Source organism: Microbacterium sp. CFBP 13617, from assembly GCF_014839445.1.
Taxonomy (GTDB): Bacteria; Actinomycetota; Actinomycetes; order Actinomycetales; family Microbacteriaceae; genus Microbacterium.
The window spans coordinates 520,798-538,856 of record NZ_JACYNW010000004.1 but is presented as its reverse complement, the minus strand read 5'-3'; the positions used below and the strand labels follow the sequence as shown (position 1 = coordinate 538,856).

Annotated in this window: 15 protein-coding genes; 4 read left to right on the top strand and 11 right to left on the bottom strand. The window is 70.8% G+C overall.

Annotated features, from left to right (window positions below):
• Positions 1-42: 42 nt before the first annotated feature.
• A complete protein-coding gene (locus IFU40_RS14430) occupies positions 43-975 on the bottom strand; it encodes a 4-(cytidine 5'-diphospho)-2-C-methyl-D-erythritol kinase (protein ID WP_070409647.1) in 933 nt (310 codons plus the stop codon).
• 239 nt (positions 976-1,214) lie between these two features.
• Between IFU40_RS14430 and IFU40_RS14425 the strand changes: the two genes are divergently transcribed.
• Entirely contained in the window at positions 1,215-2,795 is a 1,581-nt protein-coding gene (locus tag IFU40_RS14425) for a stealth conserved region 3 domain-containing protein (protein ID WP_070409646.1), read from the top strand.
• Here the strand turns inward: IFU40_RS14425 and IFU40_RS14420 are convergent.
• On the bottom strand, positions 2,746-3,681 hold the full coding sequence (locus IFU40_RS14420; RefSeq protein ID WP_070409645.1) for a phosphodiesterase: 936 nt from the start codon (positions 3,679-3,681) through the stop codon (positions 2,746-2,748). The genes IFU40_RS14425 and IFU40_RS14420 overlap by 50 nt on opposite strands.
• A 241-nt stretch (positions 3,682-3,922) precedes the next feature.
• Positions 3,923-4,762, bottom strand: coding sequence for a 16S rRNA (adenine(1518)-N(6)/adenine(1519)-N(6))-dimethyltransferase RsmA (gene rsmA, locus IFU40_RS14415; RefSeq protein WP_191926765.1), 840 nt, complete (start codon positions 4,760-4,762; stop codon positions 3,923-3,925).
• Between the two features lie 57 nt (positions 4,763-4,819).
• Between rsmA and IFU40_RS14410 the strand changes: the two genes are divergently transcribed.
• A complete protein-coding gene (locus IFU40_RS14410) occupies positions 4,820-6,280 on the top strand; it encodes a sugar porter family MFS transporter (protein WP_055939304.1) in 1,461 nt (486 codons plus the stop codon).
• A gap of 142 nt (positions 6,281-6,422) precedes the next feature.
• Here IFU40_RS14410 and IFU40_RS14405 read toward each other — a convergent pair whose 3' ends face one another.
• From IFU40_RS14405 to rsmI, 3 genes are all read right to left on the bottom strand, one after another.
• A complete protein-coding gene (locus IFU40_RS14405; protein ID WP_191926891.1) occupies positions 6,423-7,307 on the bottom strand; it encodes a TatD family hydrolase in 885 nt (294 codons plus the stop codon).
• Positions 7,308-7,381: 74 nt separating this feature from the next.
• Positions 7,382-8,974, bottom strand: a complete 1,593-nt coding sequence (gene metG, locus IFU40_RS14400; RefSeq protein ID WP_191926764.1) for a methionine--tRNA ligase — start codon at positions 8,972-8,974, stop codon at positions 7,382-7,384.
• 47 nt (positions 8,975-9,021) lie between these two features.
• Complete coding sequence (gene rsmI / locus IFU40_RS14395; protein WP_055839708.1) at positions 9,022-9,840, bottom strand: 16S rRNA (cytidine(1402)-2'-O)-methyltransferase; 819 nt, start codon at positions 9,838-9,840, stop codon at positions 9,022-9,024.
• Positions 9,841-9,863: 23 nt separating this feature from the next.
• Between rsmI and IFU40_RS14390 the strand changes: the two genes are divergently transcribed.
• Both IFU40_RS14390 and IFU40_RS14385 read left to right on the top strand, forming a co-directional pair.
• A complete protein-coding gene (locus tag IFU40_RS14390; RefSeq protein WP_191926763.1) occupies positions 9,864-11,435 on the top strand; it encodes a phospholipid carrier-dependent glycosyltransferase in 1,572 nt (523 codons plus the stop codon).
• A gap of 1 nt (position 11,436) precedes the next feature.
• Positions 11,437-12,198 carry an AAA family ATPase gene (locus IFU40_RS14385; RefSeq protein ID WP_191926762.1) on the top strand — a complete coding sequence of 254 codons (762 nt, stop codon included), beginning with the start codon at positions 11,437-11,439 and terminating at the stop codon, positions 12,196-12,198.
• Positions 12,199-12,257: 59 nt separating this feature from the next.
• Here the strand turns inward: IFU40_RS14385 and IFU40_RS14380 are convergent, their stop codons facing one another.
• The 5 genes from IFU40_RS14380 to IFU40_RS14360 form a co-directional block, all read right to left on the bottom strand.
• Entirely contained in the window at positions 12,258-12,884 is a 627-nt protein-coding gene (locus tag IFU40_RS14380; RefSeq protein ID WP_191926761.1) for a hypothetical protein, read from the bottom strand.
• 219 nt (positions 12,885-13,103) lie between these two features.
• Positions 13,104-14,072, bottom strand: a complete 969-nt coding sequence (locus IFU40_RS14375) for an NAD-dependent epimerase/dehydratase family protein (protein ID WP_191926760.1) — start codon at positions 14,070-14,072, stop codon at positions 13,104-13,106.
• Positions 14,069-15,079 carry a GDP-mannose 4,6-dehydratase gene (locus tag IFU40_RS14370; RefSeq protein ID WP_191926759.1) on the bottom strand — a complete coding sequence of 337 codons (1,011 nt, stop codon included), beginning with the start codon at positions 15,077-15,079 and terminating at the stop codon, positions 14,069-14,071. Before IFU40_RS14370 ends, IFU40_RS14375 begins: the two co-directional genes overlap by 4 nt.
• A 284-nt stretch (positions 15,080-15,363) precedes the next feature.
• A complete protein-coding gene (locus tag IFU40_RS14365) occupies positions 15,364-17,187 on the bottom strand; it encodes a thioredoxin domain-containing protein (protein ID WP_191926890.1) in 1,824 nt (607 codons plus the stop codon).
• Between the two features lies 1 nt (position 17,188).
• Positions 17,189-18,025, bottom strand: a complete 837-nt coding sequence (locus IFU40_RS14360) for an aldo/keto reductase (RefSeq protein WP_191926758.1) — start codon at positions 18,023-18,025, stop codon at positions 17,189-17,191.
• Between the last annotated feature and the right edge of the window lie 34 nt (positions 18,026-18,059).

Sequence of the window (18,059 nt, the reverse complement as noted above, 5' to 3'; positions counted from 1 at the left end):
CAGATTGCCCTGTGTGACACGCTCGGGTATGGTGCCCGCCGGTCAGGCGACGCGGGCTCCGGCGACCGGACCGTGCACGTGCAGGGCGACGAGACCGGCCGCGCTCAGGGTGATCTGAAGATCGAGGGCGGAGGCTTCGTCGGCGGCGAGGAAGGCCAGCGTCGGGCCCGACCCCGACACGATCCCCGCGAGGGCCCCGGAGCTCTCGCCCCGTTGCAGCACGCGCGCCAGGTCTGGGCGCAGGTGCAGCGCGGGCGCCTGAAGGTCGTTGCGCAGGGTGGCGGCGAGCATGCGGGCGTCGCCCTGGCGCAGGGCGTGCAGCACGTCGGGGTCGACCGCGGGATCACGGGGTGCGGGCCCGATGTCGACGGCGTTGCGCTCGCGGTGCGCGTCGAGCTCGCCGTAGACGACGGGCGTCGACATTCCGACCTCGTTGGGCACGAGCACCCAGTCGAATCGACCGCGCGCGAGAGCGGGACTCAGTTCGTCGCCACGCCCGGTTCCCACCGCCGTGCCACCCAGCAGGGCGAAGGGGACGTCGGCCCCGAGGCGGGCGCCCAGGCGCGCGAGTTCACTCGACGGCATCCCGAGTCCCCAGAGCGCATCGCAGGCCACCAGTGCCGCCGCGGCGTCTGCCGACCCGCCGCCCATTCCTCCGGCGACGGGGACGGCCTTTCGCACCGCGAGGTGCACGCCCCGATCGATCCCCGCCGTCTGGGCGAGCAGGCGCGCCGCCCGCACCGCCAGGTTGCGTCCGTCGGTGGGCACGCCGTCGACGTCGACCGGTCCGCGCGCGGCGACCTCGAGCGTGATGTCATCGGCCGGTGTCGCGACGATCTCCTCGTACAGCGACACGGCTTGGAAAGCCGTCGCGAGCTCGTGATATCCGTCGTCGTGAACGTCGCCGACCTCGAGGAAGACGTTGATCTTCCCGGGCGCGCGGACGCGGACGGATTCGGGCGACGCGGGGGTCATCGCCCCGCCCGCAGACCCGTGCGCCCGGCCGCGTCGCCGTGTGCGAAACTGGAACGTCGGCCCGCTTCCCGCCGTCGCTCACGCGAGGTCACGGGAAGGTCCGGGCCGGAACGCGCGATTCGAGTCACTCTTCGACAGTAGCGCGCCCCCCGTGTCGATCGGCGCCGTCGCCGAAACGCGACCGAAACGCCGGAACCATACGGTGTCCCAATCCCGTCCACCCCTTCCGAGGAGGCAGTATGCGCCCGATGGTCCCCCTGTCGATCGACGCCGATCCCTGGCGCGCCCTGCTGTCCCGGTCCGATATCCGGATGCACGACGGCATCCTGCACGTCATCGACGACACCGCCCCTCCCGCGGTCGCGGAACGCGACGATCTGCTCACCGCGGCCGCCGCCATCGAGGCCGCGGGCGTGCGGGTGATGCTCGTTCGCGATGCCAACCGTCGCCCCAAGCTCGTCGTCGACACCGCCGACGCGATCGCCGCGATCGCTGCCCTGTGCGATCCCGATCTCGGTCCGGTGTATCTGAAGGCACGCGGCGAAGACCCCGTTCCGGCGCACAGCGTCGTGCCCGCACCCGGGACCGTCCAGGCCTACGCCGTCTTCCGCCCCCGCACCTCGTCGGAGGGCTCGTACCGCTACGGCGCGGCACTGGCTCCCCGCTTGGAGCTGTGGCGTTTCGGCAAGACGACGATCGAAGCGCCCCGCCCGAGCGCCCTGACCCGACGTCGCTTCGCCGCCGCCGATCTCGACCTGGTCGAGGTCGAGCGGTACGGCCGCACGTGGACGACGGTGTCGGGCATGTTCGATCCGCACCCCAACGAGTTCACCGCCGACGTCGACATGGTCTTCTCGTGGGTCGACGGCTCGTCGAGCGAGTTCCAGCGTCAGCGCGCCGCGCGCATGCAGGGCTACGTGGTGGGCGACGGCGATGACAACGCCGCCCGCTACCGCCAGGTCGACGAGCTTCGGTATGCGCTTCGGAGTGTGCACATGTACGCCCCGTGGGTGCGTCGCATCTTCATCGCGACCGACTCCCCCACGCCCGAGTGGCTCGCCGACCACCCCAAGGTCACCATCGTGCGCAGCGAGGAGTTCTTCGCCGATCCCTCGGTGCTCCCCACGCACAACTCCCACGCCGTCGAAGCCCAGCTGCACCGCATTCCCGGGCTCGCCGAGCACTTCCTTTACAGCAACGACGACATGTTCTTCGGTCGTCCGGTCACTCCCGAGCTGTTCTTCAGCGGCGGGGGCGTGAGCCGGTTCGTCGAGAGCGGCGTCCGCATCGGCAGCGGCCCGTCGCACGTCGACCGCTCCGGACACGACAACGCCCTGCGGGTGAACCGCGCCCTGCTGAAGGAGCACTTCAACCGCGTCATCACGCTCGACCTCGAGCACTGCGCGACGCCACTGCGCCGCTCGGTGGCCTTCGAGCTGGAGCAGGAGTTCGCCGAGGACTACGCGCGCACCGCCGCCAGCCGGTTCCGTTCGGCGACAGACATCTCGGTGACCAACAGCCTGTACCACCACTACGCCCTGGCGACGGGTCGCGCGGTCATCACCACGCAGCCGCGGACACGGTACGTGCAGACCACGCAGCTCGACTCGCTGCGCACGATGGAGCGCCTGGTCTCGCGACGCGACACCGACATGTTCTGCCTCAACGACGGCAGCGTGCCCGAGATCCCCGAAGAGGTGCGCGTTCCCGCCCTGCGCGCCTGCCTCGAGAGGTACTTCCCGGTCGCCGCTCCGTGGGAGAAGCCGTCGGTCAGCGCAGGATCGGCAGCGGCGTCGTCGGCGGCGACACCCGTCCGCTGAGTTCCCGCGCGCTCGGGACCAGGATCCCGGCGTCGTGCAAGCGTCGCTGCGACTCGGCGGCGTCGACGTACTGCAGGGCCTCGGTGGCTGCCAGCGGCACGACCGAGTGCACGATCGTCTCGTCGTAGATGTGCACGGTGTTGAAGCCCTGCGCGGCGTCCTGCGGCCGGGTTCCCCCGGCGGGCACCATGAGGTCCTGCGTGTAGCAGGTGGCCGAGGCGACCGACACCGGGATGCCGGCGAAGGTGGCGAACGTGGAGTAGTGCAGGTGACCGGCGAGGATCGCCCGCACGTCGGTGCCGCGCAGCACGTCGGCGAGGCTCCGCTGATCGCGGAGTTCGACCGAGGCGGCGAGGTCGAGCACGCTCGGCACGGGCGGGTGGTGCATCGCCAGCACGGTGCCCAGCGGGGCCGGTGTCGCCAAGACGTCGGCGAGCCAGGCCAGCTGCGCGGCGCTGACCTCGCCGTGGTGCGCGCCGGGAACCGAGGTGTCGAGCGTGACGATGCGCAGTCCGTCGAACTCGTCGACGCGGTCGACGGGCGCCGCGGGGTCGGCGCCGTCGTCGGGCAGCAGGTGCGAGCGGAAGGTGGCGCGGTCGTCGTGGTTGCCCATCACCCAGACGACGCGGGCGTCGAGGCGCTCGGCGAGGGGGTCGACGAGCGCGCGGACGCGGTCGTACGCGTCGGCCTCACCGAAGTCGGCGAGGTCGCCCGTGAAGACGAGCGCCTGCGGCCGGATGCCGGACGCCTCGATCGACGCGACGGCTCGGGCGAGATACGCCTCGGCGTCGACCCTGTCGTAGAGCCGGCTTCCTCCCGCACGCAGGTGGGTGTCGCTCAGGTGCAGGAGCACTCGCTCAGCGCGGGGATACTCGGCGTAACGCATCTCGTTCCTCTCGGGCCGTCGGGTACGACCTCGTCACCGGCGTGATGCTCCCGGTTGGCTCGAAATGTTACCGGCATGTTTCGCGAACGCGTGATGAACACGGTGCGAATTCGCCCAGATGCCTCTCGATTTCGGCCATGAGAAGCGCGGCACGACCGCGCCCCCTCGGGCGGATCGGCGTCCACCCGGCCGACCGTGCCCCGCGCCGAGCGCCGCCGCCCGACAGCGGAAGCGCCGCGCGTCAGAGGGCGGCGATACGGGCGTAGTCCTCGACCGTGAGCTGCTCGCCCCGCAGCGTGGGGTCGACGCCGGCTCTCTCGAGCTGAGCCGATGCCTCGGCCGCGGTTCCACCCAGCACGGTGGACAACGCCTGGCGCAACATCTTGCGGCGCTGCTGGAAAGCGGCATCCACGATCTGGAACGTGCGGCGTCGATGCTCCTCGGAGCCGCGTACGTCGGCGTCGCGTTCGAAGGCGACCAGCACGCTGTCGACGTTCGGCACCGGCCAGAACACCTGACGCGACACGGTGCCGGCGAGCCGCCACCGTCCGTACCAGGCCGCCTTGACGCTCGGCGCTCCGTACACCTTCGATCCGGGCGGGGCGGCGAGCCGCTCCCCCACCTCGGCCTGCACCATGACGACGCCGCTGCGCAGGTACGGGAACGTCTCGAGGAAGTGCAGCAGCACCGGCACCGAGACGTTGTAGGGCAGGTTCGCCACGAGCACCTCGGGCTCCCCCGGCAGCGACTGCACGCGCAGCGCGTCGGCGTCGATGACGGTCAACCGGTCGGCGGGCACGTCGTGCGCTGAGGCGGTGGAGGGAAGACGCTCGGCGAGGCGGTGGTCGATCTCGACGGCGACGACCGACGCACCGGTCTCGAGGATCGCGAGGGTGAGCGAGCCGAGCCCGGGGCCGATCTCGACGACACGGTCGGATGCCGAGACCCCGGCGACGTGGACGATCTTGCGCACGGTGTTGGCGTCGACGACGAAGTTCTGCCCGAGCTTCTTGGTGGGGGTGACGTCGAGGTCGGCGGCGAGCCGGCGGATCTCGGCGGCACCGAGCAGGGAAACGGGCATTGTTCCACTGTAGTCAGCCTCGCTGCGCGCTCCGGGTGACAGGAGTAGCGTGTGCGGGTGAGTCAGACCCAGTCGATCCCCGCGAATGCTTTCACCCTGCGCAGCCCCTTCGGTCGACGAGCCGTGGTGCTCTCGATCGCGGCGGCCGTCGGCGGCTTCCTCTTCGGATTCGACTCCTCCGTCATCAACGGCGCCGTGCAGTCCATCGAGACCGAGTACACGAAGGCTCCGACCCTCACCGGCTTCGTCGTCGCGATCGCGTTGATCGGCTGCGCGGTGGGCGCGATCGCCGCCGGCGCCCTCTCCGACCGCTTCGGTCGTCTGAAGGTCATGATGATCGGCGCCGTGCTGTTCTTCGCGTCGTCCATCGGATCGGCGCTGACGTTCAGCGTGCTCGACCTCACCATCTGGCGCGTGATCGGCGGGCTCGGCATCGGGATCGCCTCGGTGGTGGCCCCGGCCTACATCGCCGAGGTGGCCCCGCGTCAGATCCGCGGCAGCCTCGCGTCGCTGCAGCAGCTGGCGATCACGCTCGGTATCTTCGCCGCCCTGCTCAGCAACGCCGTCCTGGTCGGGATCGCCGGTGGCACCGCCGACAACCAGCTCTGGTGGGGACTCGAGGCCTGGCGTTGGATGTTCCTCATCGGCGTGGTGCCGGCAGCGGTCTACGGTCTGCTGGCCTTCACGATGCCCGAGTCGCCGCGCTTCCTGCTCGCGCGCGGACGCACCGACGAGGCGCGGGCCGTCTTCGCCCGCCTCGTGCCCCCGGCCGACCTCGAGAAGACCCTCACCGAGCTCACCAACGGTCTCGAGGCCGACCGCCGCAACAAGAGCGCGTCGCTCGCGGGCAAGGCCCTCGGACTGCAGCCGATCGTCTGGATCGGCATCATCCTGTCGGTCTTCCAGCAGTTCGTCGGCATCAACGTGATCTTCTACTACTCCACGAGCCTGTGGCGGGCGGTCGGCTTCGACGAGAGCAACTCGCTGCTCATCGGCGTGATCACCTCGGTGACGAACGTGCTCGTGACCCTGATCGCGATCTGGCTCGTCGACCGCGTCGGCCGCAAGCCCCTGCTGCTGGTGGGCTCGGCGCTGATGGCGCTCTCGCTCGGCACGATGGCCCTGGCGTTCTCGTTCGCCACGGGCTCGGGGCAGGACGTCTCGCTCCCGGGCGCCTGGGGTCCGGTCGCGCTCGTCGCCGCCAACCTCTTCGTCGTCGGGTTCGGCGCGTCGTGGGGACCGCTCGTGTGGGTGCTGCTCGGCGAGATCTTCCCCAGCCGCATCCGCGGCAAGGCCCTCGGCGTCGCCGCCGGCGCGCAGTGGCTGGCCAACTTCCTCGTGTCGTGGACCTTCCCGCAGCTCGCCGACTGGTCGCTCACGATCACGTACGGCGCCTACGCGTTCTTCGCGGCGCTGTCGTTCGTCTTCGTGCTGTGGAAGATCCCCGAGACCAAGGGCATGGAACTCGAGCAGACCGAAACGTTGTTCGTGCGCAAGCCGAAGACGCAGAAGAGCTGACAGGATCCCTCCATGACGAACAACTCGAAGTCCCACGAAGAGATCCGCGAGGAGCGAGAAGCGGCGCAGAAGGAGAAGGACCGCCTCGAGCGCGCCGAAGAGGCGCGACTCGACGACGAGAAGCGCTGAACCCGGCGCCGGCCTAGAACTCGCCGTAGACCTCGAGCGTGTTCGCGGCGACCTGCGCGGCGAGTTCGTCGGCATCGATTCGCAACTCGGCCGCCAGGAACCGCAGCGTCACGGGGATCAGGTACGGCGCGTTCGGGCGGCCGCGGTACGGCGCCGGGGTGAGGAACGGCGCGTCGGTCTCGACGAGGATGCGCTCGCGCGGCGTGACGGCCAGCGCGTCGCGCAGGTTCTGCGCGTTCTTGAACGTGACGTTGCCCGCGAACGACAGGTAGTACCCGCGGTCGGCCGCGATGCGCGCCATGTCGGCGTCGCCCGAGAAGCAGTGGAACACCGTCTTGTCGGGAGCGCCGACGCGCTCCAGCGTCTCGAGTACGGCTTCGTGGGCGTCGCGGTCGTGGATCTGCATGGCGATGCCGTGCTTCTTGGCAAGCTCGATGTGCGCCTCGAACGACCGCATCTGCGCCGGGATGCCGTCGGCCTCGGTGCGGAAGAAGTCCAGGCCCGTCTCGCCGATCGCCCGCACGCGCGGCTCGGCGGCGAGCTCGTCGATGACCGCGATCGCGGCATCCAACTCCCCCGCCCGCTCGTACACGGGGGCCTCGTTGGGGTGCACGGCCACGGCCGCGAGCACACGCGGGTGCGTGCGCGCCGCCCACGCCGACCACCGCGACGAGTCGATGTCGCCGCCGGCCTGCACGACGCCGTGGACACCCACCGCCAGGGCCCGCTCCAGCTGCTCGTCGAGCGACAGGCCGGTGTCGCCGTCTTCGATCTCGAGGTGCGTGTGGTTGTCGTAGACGGGTACGCCGAGCGGCTCGGGCGCGGGCGGGTAGCTCACGTCGCGGCGCCCGTCGACGGAGCGCTCACGCACGTACTGGCTGGGATCGACGCCGTCGATGGTTCCGCGCGGGCGCTCGACGGGCGTGGAGCCGGCGGGGGCGGACCCTTCGACCGGCTCAGGGGTCACGGGCGTCACGCCTGCTCGACGCGCGGGAACAGCGGCGAGAGGCCGGCGACCGACGTCCCCGCCCGCAGCACGCCCCAGGCTCCCGCTTCGCGGAGGGGCTGATCGCGCACGCCGCCCAGGCTCTCGGCGGCACCGAGGGCGGTCCACAGCTTGTCGGTCGCGACGGGCATGACGGGCGACAACAGCACCGCGAGGGCGCGCAGTCCCTCGGCGGCGGTGTACAGCACGGTGCCGAGGCGCTCGCGCTTCGTCTCGTCCTTCGCCAGGGCCCACGGCTCGTTCTCGGTGATGTAGCCGTTGAGCGCGTCGACGATCGTCCAGATCGACTGGATGGCCTCGTCGATGCGGAACCGCTCCACGGCCGCGTCGGCGGAGGCCGCGGCATCCGCCACGATCCGCTGAATGGCGAGATCGCCCTCGGCGTATTCGCCGGCCGGGGGCACGATCCCCTCGAAGTACTTCTCGATCATCGCGATGGTGCGGGATGCCAGGTTGCCGAAGCCATTGGCGAGCTCGGCCTGATAGCGGGCCGACAGGTCCTCCCACGAGAACGAGCCGTCCTGGCCGAAGGCGATCGCGGAGAGGAAGTAGAAGCGGTACGCGTCGGAGCCGAAGACGTCGGTGATCTCGGTGGGCGCGATGCCGGTGAGCTTGGACTTCGACATCTTCTCGCCGCCGACGAGCAGCCAGCCGTGCGCGAAGACGCCGCGGGGCACGTCGAGGCCGGCGGCCATGAGCATCGCCGGCCAGATGACGGCGTGGAAGCGCAGGATGTCTTTGCCGACGACGTGGAAGGCGGGCCAGCGGCGGGCGAACTCCTCGGCGACCTCTCCGGTGACCGGGTCTGTGCCGTAGCCGACGGCGGTGGCGTAGTTGAGCAGCGCATCGACCCACACGTAGATGACGTGCGAGGGGTCCCACGGAACCGTGATGCCCCAGTCGAAGGCCGAGCGCGAGATCGACAGGTCTTTCAGACCGCTGCGCACGAACGACACGACCTCGTTGCGCGCCGACTCGGGGCGCACGAAGTCGGGCTCGGTCTTGTACAGCTCGAGCAGGCGGTCCTGGAACTCGCTGAGCTTGAAGAAGTAGTTCTTCTCCTGCAGCAGCTCGAGCGGCTTGGAGTGGATCGCGCAGACCTTGAGCCCCTCGAACGGCCCGGTCCCGTCGACGATCTCGGCTTCGGGCTTGAACTCCTCGCAGCCCACGCAGTACAGGGCCTCGTACTCGCCCGCGTAGATGTAGCCGCGGTCGAAGAGAGCCTGCACGAACTGCTGCACGCGCTCCTCGTGGCGGGGCTGCGTCGTGCGGATGAAGTCGTCGTTGGCGACGTCGAGGGTCTCGAGCAGCGGGAACCACGACTCGGTGACGAGCTTGTCGACCCACTCCTGCGGGGTCACGCCGTTGGCGGCGGCCGCGCGCAGCATCTTCTGGCCGTGCTCGTCGGTGCCCGTGAGCATCCAGGTGTCGTCGCCCGCCTGGCGGTGCCAGCGCGCGAGCGTGTCGACGGCGACGGTCGTGTACCCGTGCCCGATGTGGGGCAGATCGCTGGGGTAGTAGATCGGCGTCGTGATGTAGAAGGATCGGCCGGAAGTCACCTGAGGATTCTACGGGGGCGCGCCGACGCGCCCGACCGCGTGACGCGTCAGCGTTTGACGGCCAGTCCCGCCTGGTACAGCTCGCGCGAGGAGTGGCCGGTCAACGACGCCACCTCGGCCGCGGCCTCTTTGAGTCGCGTGCCGCCACGCACGAGTTCGAGCACCTGGGTCACGGCATCCGGGAATGCGACCTCGCGCGCACTGGCGCCGCCCACGACGATCGCGATCTCTCCGCGCACGCCCTCGGCCGCCCAGGCGGCGAGTTCGGCGAGGGTTCCGCGCTTGACCTCTTCGTACAGCTTGGTGAGCTCGCGGCAGACCGCCGCGGGGCGATCCGCGCCGAAGGTGGCGGCGAGGTCGTCGAGAGTGGATGCCAGCCGCGACGGCGACTCGAAGAACACCAGGGTGCGTTCCTCCGACGCCAGCTGCGCGAAGGCGCGACGCCGGTCGCCGGGCTTGCGGCGGGGGAACCCCTCGAAGGCGAAGCGGTCGGTGGGGAGTCCCGCCACCGCGAGGGCGGTGACGACCGCACTCGGACCGGGCAGGGCGGTGACCGTGACGCCGGCGGCGGCCGCCGCGGCGACCAGACCGAAACCGGGGTCGCTGACGGTGGGCATGCCCGCGTCGCTCAGCACGAGGAGGTCGTCGACGCGCGCGAGCTCGACGAGTTCGGCGGCGCGCTCCTTCTCGTTGTGATCGTGCAGGGCGATCAGGCGAGGACGGTTCTCGACGCCGAGGCCGGCCATGAGCCGCTGGGTGGTGCGCGTGTCTTCCGCCGCCACGACGGTGGCGTTCTCGAGCGCTTCGATGAGACGCCGCGAGGCGTCACCCAGGTTGCCGATGGGCGTCGCCGCGAGGATGATCACCGTTCCACCTTAGGCTGGGGGCCGTGAGCACCGTCGGCCCTCCTCTGCTGGCCCCGATCGAGCGAACGCGACTCGACCGGTGGCGTGACGCGATGCTCCTCGATCCCCGGCGTCTGCGCGTGTGGCGATGGCTGGCTCCCGCCCTCGTCACCGTCGTGGCGGCCGTGCTGCGTCTGATCGACCTCGGCAATCCGCACCAGCTCGTGTTCGACGAGACCTACTACGTGAAGGACTCGTGGAGCCAGTGGGTGCTCGGGTATCCCTCGACGTGGCCCGAGGGCGCCGACGCCAGCTTCGCCGCCGGTGACACCGACGTCTTCACCGGCATCGGCAGCTACGTCGTGCACCCCCCGCTCGGACGCATCCTGCTCGGCGCCGGCATGGCGGTGCTCGGCCCCGACTCCGCGACCGGATGGCGCCTGTCGGCCGCGGTCTTCGGCACGGCCACGGTGCTGCTGATCTACCTGTTCGCGCGGACGCTGACGCGATCGATTCCGCTGGCGACCGTGGCATCCGGTCTCTTCGCCATCGACGGCCTCGGCATCGTGCTGAGCCGCATCGCGCTGCTCGACATCTTTCTCACGTTCTTCGTCGTGCTGACGTTCTGGTTCGTCGCCCTCGATCACCGGCGCACCGGCGATCGTCTGGCCCGTCTCGTCGCGGCGCGCGAGGGCGATCCGCCCCGGTGGGGGCCGATCCTCTGGAACCGCCCCTGGCTGCTCGCCGCGGGTGCCGCAGCGGGAGCCGCGACCGGCGTGAAGTGGTCGGGCCTGTACGTGCTCGCCGGGGTCGGGATCTACGCCGTCGTCACCGACGCGCTCGCGCGCCGCCGCGCGGGTGTCGTGCAGTGGCCGATGGATGCCGTGCGCCAGGGCCTCGCCTCGTTCGTGCTGCTCGTGCCGGTCGCCGCCGTCGTGTACCTCGCGAGCTGGTCGGGCTGGTTGTTCACCTCGGGCGGGTATATGCGCGGCCTCGCCGCGTCGGCGAGCGGGTTCTGGTCGTGGGTGCCGCAGCCCCTGCAGAACCTGTGGGCCTATCACCAGGCGATGTACAACTTCCACGTCGGGCTCGTCACCCCGCACAGCTACGCCAGCCCCGCCTGGCAATGGCCGTTGCTCGTCCGCCCGACGTCGATGTATTGGCACCAGGACGACTTCGGGGTGAACGGCTGCGCCCTGCCGGACGGCTGCACCGAGGCGATCTCGAGCCTCGCGAACCCGCTCATCTGGTGGGCCGGGGTCGCGGCATCCGTGTATCTGCTCGTGCGGTTCGTCATCGTGCGGGACTGGCGCCACGCGCTGGTGCTGACGGGGCTCGCCGCCACCTACGTGCCGTGGCTGCTGTACCCCGAGCGCACGATCTTCCAGTTCTACACGGTGGCGATGCTGCCGTTCCTGGTGCTCGCGCTCGCGTTCGCCCTGCGCGACATCGCCCAGGGGACGCGCGGCATGTCGCGCGCGGGCGGTCAGGGTGTCGTGCTCGTCTTCGTGGTGGTGTGCGTGGGGATCTCGGCGTTCTGGTACCCCGTGTGGGCGGGGCTGCCGGTGCCGTACGAGTTCTGGCGCCTGCACAACTGGCTGCCCACCTGGATCTGACGTGAGCCGCGGCGACGAGTGGCTGCACGACCCGCGGCCGGTGCAGCGGGTGAAGCTGTTCCGCGATGCCCCCGTCGACCACGCCGCGTGGCCGGCGACCGTGCCGGCGGTGGCGCAGTTTCTCGAGGTCGCGGCGGGCGACGGGTGGGAGTTCGGTCCCGGCGTCACTTTTCTCGTCGGCGAGAACGGTTCGGGCAAGTCCACCCTCATCGAGGGCATCGCCGAGGCCGCCGGGCTTCCCGCCGAGGGGGGCTCGACGAACGGCGGCACCGAGACCCGCCGCAGCGAAAGCGCCCTCGGCGAGTGGCTGCGTATCGAGCGCAGCCCCCGCGCGCCGCGCTGGGGCTTCTTCTTACGCGCCGAGACCATGCACGGCTACTACTCGTGGCGCGAAGAACTGGGCGGCCCGGCGCCGAGCCTGCATGAGATGAGCCACGGCGAGTCGTTCAACGCCCTGCTCGACGAAGCCCTCGACCACGAGCACTACGTTGCGGGCCTCGCGTGCCTCGACGAGCCCGAGGCGGCCCTGTCGTTCTCGTCGACGCTGCGCTGGCTGGCGTCGCTCGACCGCATGCGCTCACGCGGAACGCAGGTCATCTGCGCCACCCACTCCCCCGTGCTCGCCGCCCTGCCGGGCGCGACGATCCTCGAGCTCGGCGAGTGGGGTATTCGCGAGAGTGAGTGGGAAGACCTGGAGCTGGTGCGACTGCACCGGGGGTTTCTGGACGCTCCGGGACGGTACCTGCGGCATCTCCTGGAGTGAACGAGCGGGTTCAGCCCCGATACCCCACGAGGCAGGCCTCTGGCGGACTCCCGATCCGCTCAGTCCACGAGCATCGTCGTCATCGCCACGCGGAGATTGCCTCTGGTCGTGACGCAGGATGACCGGCGGACGTCGGGGCAACAAGCGCGGCTACGGAGTTGTCCGGCCTTCGCTGGAACTCCACTCGCCACGCATCCGCCGCGGACGAATCCGCCGACCTGCCGCACGAACGGCACGCGCTTGACGTACGTCTTGGTGACCGAATACGCGCCATCGCCCTCGCCCGTGCGCGGAGGCTGCGTCGTGACGCCGGCGATCCCGCCGCTCGACGGGGAGCTTTTCGACGTTGATGTCACGGACTCGAGGAGAGCCTTGAGATCCGCGGGCGCCAGTGAGTCCCCCTGCCACGTCGCGACCGCATCGCCGATGGGCGGCGGCCCGATCGGCTCCACCGGCGGAGCCGGCTCTACCCGGACGTCAGACGGGACATCGAAGGATCCCTCGGGCATCTGCGGTTCCTCCGATGCCTCGTCGTTCGCCGGGAGGGCCGGATCGTCGGCGCGCCAGGCTACGCCACCCGTCGGCGGCGTCTCGGCGTGCGCAACGTCAGTCGGGACCGCGAGTCCGACCACGAGGGTGAACGTGGTCGCGACGGACAGGGCAACGAGACGAAGGACAGAGAGCATATGCACCCCCGGGACCCGCCGGCGCGGCGGTCGACGTCGCCTGAACTCAGACAACCTCGATCATGCGCGTGGCTCCGTTCGGGGACAGTCGTCAGGTGTGGAATCACGGGGCGAGCCGGCACCTGATTCACCCTCAGACTCATCTTGGTGAGCGGCACCGGCGTCGGAGAATCCGGCGGACCGAGCGGCGTCCGGCACTCGCCGACGTGCAGTCCCGGCTCAGGCGCTCCGCAGCGCCGATGCGTCGGACGGCGGCCACGCTGCGCCCGCCGCGTCGAGGCTCACGACGGCGTCGGCGATGCTCGTCTCGAAGGCGAGGAGCGGTTGCCACCCGGTCTCAGCGCGTAACCGAGACGCGTCACCGCGGATCGATGCCGGGTCGGAGGGACGGATGCGATCGGGATCGACACGCAGCGGGGGGATCTCGCGCCCCACGGCGGCGCAGATCGCGTCGACGACGTCGCGGCCGGAACGAGCCACACCCGAGGCGACGTTGTACAGCGAATGGGTCAGGGCCGGCGCGTCGGCGAGAGCGAGATAGGCGCGGGCGACGTCGCGGACGTCGGAGTAGTCACGGCGAGTGTCGAGGTTGCCGACGGTCAGCGGCTCACCAGGGACGGATGCCGTGAGCTGGCGCGCCAGGTCGGGCACCAGGAAGCCGGGACCCTGCCCGGGACCGAAGTGGTTGAACGGTCGCGCCACCACCGCGTCGAGTCCGCGCGCGCGGTAGAACGCGATCTGGTTCTCGACGAGGATCTTGCTGACGACGTAGGGCGACGAGAATCCGATCGGCGAAGACTCGTCGCGCACCGACTCACCGGCGGAGGCCGCGTAGACCGCGCCGGAGCTGACGGCCACGATCCGCGCACCGTCGCCGGAACGCAACGCCGCCTCGCAGAGCACGGTCGTCATCGCGCTGTTGTCGGCGATGTACTGCTGCGGTCGGTCGAACGACGCCCCGACGGCGGCAAGACCGGCCAAGTGCACGACGGCGGCGTCCGCCGGCGCCGACGCCGGCCACTCGTGCCGCAGGTCGACGCCCGCGTAGCCGTCGAGCGCCTGCTCGATCCCGGATGCCACCCGCTCGGTGCGGCCGATACCGAACACCGACCATCCGGCCTCGGCGGCCGCTCTCGCCAGGTGACCGCCGACGAAACCGCCGACGCCCGTGATGACGAGGCGCTTCATCCCGCGGCGACCGGCGCGGCGCTGAGGGCCAGGTCGTGCGCGACCATGCGACGCGTCATCTCGGGGAGATCCACCTGACGGCGCCAGTTGAGCACGCTCTCGGCCTTGGCCGGGTCTCCGAGCAGCACGTCGACCTCTGCGGGTCGGAAGAACGCCGGGTTCTGAATGACATAGGGGCGCCACTGGTCGATGCCCGCCGCGGCGAACGCCAGCGTGAGGAAGTCCTCGATCGAGTGGGTCTCGCCCGTGGCGAGCACGAAGTCGTCGGGCTGGTCGTGCTGCAGCATGCGCCACATGCCCTCGACGAAGTCGCCCGCGTATCCCCAGTCGCGCCGCGGGGTGAGGTCACCGAGTTCGAGGTGGGACTGCCGTCCGGTCACGATGCCCGCGACGGCGTCGGTGATCTTGCGGGTGACGAACTCGACGCCCCGTCGCTCGCCCTCGTGGTTGAACAGGATGCCGCACGAGACGAACATCCCGTAGCTCTCGCGGTAGTTCGTCGCCGCCCAGTGGCCGAACAGCTTCGCGACGCCGTAGGGGCTCCGGGGGTGGAAGGTCGACTGCTCGGTGTATCCGGTCGCGGGGCGGTTGTAGTCGAGACCGCCGAACATCTCGGAGGTGGACGCCTGATAGACGCGCGTCGACCCCGCACGTCCCGCCAGGCGCACCGCCTCAAGCACGTGGAGCACCCCCTTGCCCGTGACCTCGGCGGTGAGGAGCGGGTTGTGGAAGGAGTACCCGACGTGGCTCACGGCACCGAGGTTGTACAGCTCGTCGGGCTGGCTCACCTCGACGGCGCGGATGAGGGACGTGAGGTCGGTGAGGTCGCCCTCGATAAGGGTGACGGCGGGGAACTCGAGCGCGAACGCGTCGCGACGCGGGTTGCGCTGCCCACGGACGAGACCGAAGACGTCGTACCCCTTCTGCAGGAGCAGCTCGGTCAGGTGTCCCCCGTCTTGACCCGTCACTCCGGTGATGAGAGCTCGGGGCGGCGTGTTCGTGGTCATGGGCGGGTCCTCTTCTGCCGGATCGGGGGCGCCGGACAGGGCGCACCGTCGAGATCCTGCGCCCACCGCGCCGGCCTCCGCGGGCGTGCCCGCGCCGCTCGCCCCGGGTGAAGAAGGTCATACCCGCCCGTTGCCGCGGTAGTCGCCCCCGGAGGCGAAGGACCGCGCGGGCGCTGTTCATCCGGGCTCTCACCCGGCGTCGGACGGTCCGCGGACCACCGCGCGGGGGTCGGAACGCACCGGCCGCGCGCAGCGGGGAAACGCGCGGAGAGGGCGGACCCGCCTCAGACCAGTCGCGCCGGATCCGTCGTCGGCAACGCGCACGTGAACGCGCGGCAGTCGTACGCCGTCGCCTCGCCGGCCAGGGCGCTCTTTCCTACGAACAGCTCGAAGCCCGCCGCGGCGAAGGCCGCGGCCTGTGCCGGCGACACGACGACGACCACGTCGGCGGCGACGCGGCGCGCCGCGTCGGCGATCTCGGCATCCGAGTCTCCGACCACGACCACCTGGCGCGGGGCGGCGGCGAGTCCGAGGGCCACCTCGAGGATCGCGCCGTGCGCGAGCGGCGCGGCGAGAGCCGCGTCGGCGGCCACGCGCACCAGCGTGTCGGCGGCTTCGCAATAACGCTCCCCCGCGCCCAGACGCCACAGGTCGAGAGCGGCGGCGGCGAACGTGGAGGGGCCCGAGGGAGCGGCTCCGTCGCTGGGCACCCCGCGGGGCTGCATCCCCTGCGCGGTCAGCACGGGATCCCCGCCGCCGGGGGGAGCGATGCCGTCGTCGCCGAGGCACAGATCGATCAACGCCCGGGCCCGCTCGGCGTAGGCCACCTCGCCGGTCGCGCGGGCGAGCGCGAGCAGACCGCGGGCGAAGCCGCCGTAGTCCTCGAGCGTCGCGGGCGCGGCGGAGCGGATCTCGTCGAGCGAGGCGCGGCGGAGCGTCCCGTCATCGGCGACGTTGTTCTCGAGCACGGCGTCGGCGGCCCAGCGGGCGGCCTCGACGAAACGGGGGTCGGTGCGGGTGCCTGCGGCGGCGAGCGCGGCGATGGCGTGGCCGTTCCAGCCGGTGACGACTTTGGCATCCAGCGCCGGCGGAGCCAGCCCCGCCCGCTCTTCGGCGGACGCGCGGTAGTAGCCGCCCTCGTTGCGCGCGCCGTCGATGATCGACTCGGAGTCCTGGGCCGCGGCGATCCCGCCGGAGGGGAGCTGGAGCACGTCGACCAGGAAGCGCGCGGCGTCGGTGGCGGTGACCTCGTCTCGCGCGGCGAGCGCGACCTCGACGAGGCCCGCGTTGTCGGTGAGCATGCGCTCGAAGTGGGGCACGCTCCAGTCGCGGCGCGTGGCGTAGCGGAAGAAGCCGCCGTCGACGGTGTCGTGCAGCTCGGAGTCGCGCATCGCCGCCAGGGCACGGGATGCCACCGGTGCGGCCTCGGGGGCGGCGTCGACGAGCGCGGGGTGCTGCAGGAATCGCAGCACCGGGGTGTTGGGGAACTTCGGTGTCTCGAACGCCGGGCCCGCCGCGAAGCCGGAGTACTCGCGGTCCTCGCGCGCGGCGACGGTGCGGGCTGCTGCCGCGAGCTGGTCGAGCGTGGGCGGCGCGTCTGCGGCATCGGTCGCCGCGGCGGCGAGCGCGTCACGCAGCGAGGAGCCGGTGGCACCCACCTCGTCTCGCCTCAGGGTCCACGCTTCGCGCACCGCGGCGAGCACCTGGCGGAACGACGGCTGCGGGGGCCGAGGCACCGGCGGGAAATACGTGCCGGCGTAGAAGACGCGCCCTTCGGGGGAGGCGAACACCGTCAACGGCCACCCCAGATGGGGAGTGAAGGCGGAGGCGGCGTCGAGGTAGGCGGCGTCGACGTCGGGATGCTCCTCGCGGTCGACCTTGATCGAGACGAAGCCGTCATCGAGGACGGCAGCGGTCTCGGCATCCTGAAAAGACTCGCGCGCCATGACGTGGCACCAGTGACAGGTGCTGTACCCGATCGAGATCATCACGGGCACGTCGCGGCGCGCAGCCTCGGCGAACGCCTCGGGCCCCCAGGGGAACCACGAGACGGGATTGTCGGCATGGGCCCGCAGATACGGGCTCGAGGCGTTCGCCAGGCGGTTCAGGTCAGTTCACCTCATCGGGGTGCGAGCCCACGCGGCCCGAGCCGTCGCCCGGGTCGACCTGGTCGATCGCGGCCATCTCGTCGGCGGTGAGCTCGAAGTCGAACAGGTCGAAGTTCTCTTCGAGGCGCTCGCGGCGCACCGACTTGGGGAACACGATGAAGCCGTGCTGGATGTGCCAGCGCAGCACCGCCTGGGCGGGCGACTTTCCGTGGGCTTCGGCGGCATTCTTGACCGCGGGCAGCTCGAACAGGTCGTACTTGCCCTGGCCGAGGGGGCCCCACGACTCGATGTGCATGTCGTGCTCGGCGCCCCACGCGGCGATCTCGCGCTGGCTGAGGGCGGGGTGCAGCTCGATCTGGTTAACCACGGGGGTGACACCGGTCTCGGCGACGATGCGGTCGAGGTGCGGCACCAGGAAGTTCGAGACGCCGATCGAACGGGTCTTGCCCGCCTCGCGGATCTCGATGAGCTTCTGCCACGCGTTGAGGTAGTTGTCGGCCTGCGGGGTCGGCCAGTGCACGAGGTACAGGTCGACCGCGTCGAGTCCCAGCTTCTGAAGGCTCTCGTCGATCGCGGAGTGCGGGTCGTCGCCGTCGTGGCGCGAATTCCAGAGCTTGGTGGTGACGAAGAGCTCGTCGCGGGGGATGCCGCTGGCGGCGATGGCCGCACCGACGCCCTCTTCGTTCTTGTAGATCGCGGCGGTGTCGATGTGGCGGTAGCCGACCTCGAGGGCCTCGGTCACCGCGCGTTCGGCGTCGTCGGCGGGGACGAGGAACACGCCGTAGCCGAGCTGGGGGATGGAGTTTCCGTCATTGAGCTGCACAGAGGGAACGGTCATGGCATCCACCCTAGGAGGCGCCTCCGACATCGGA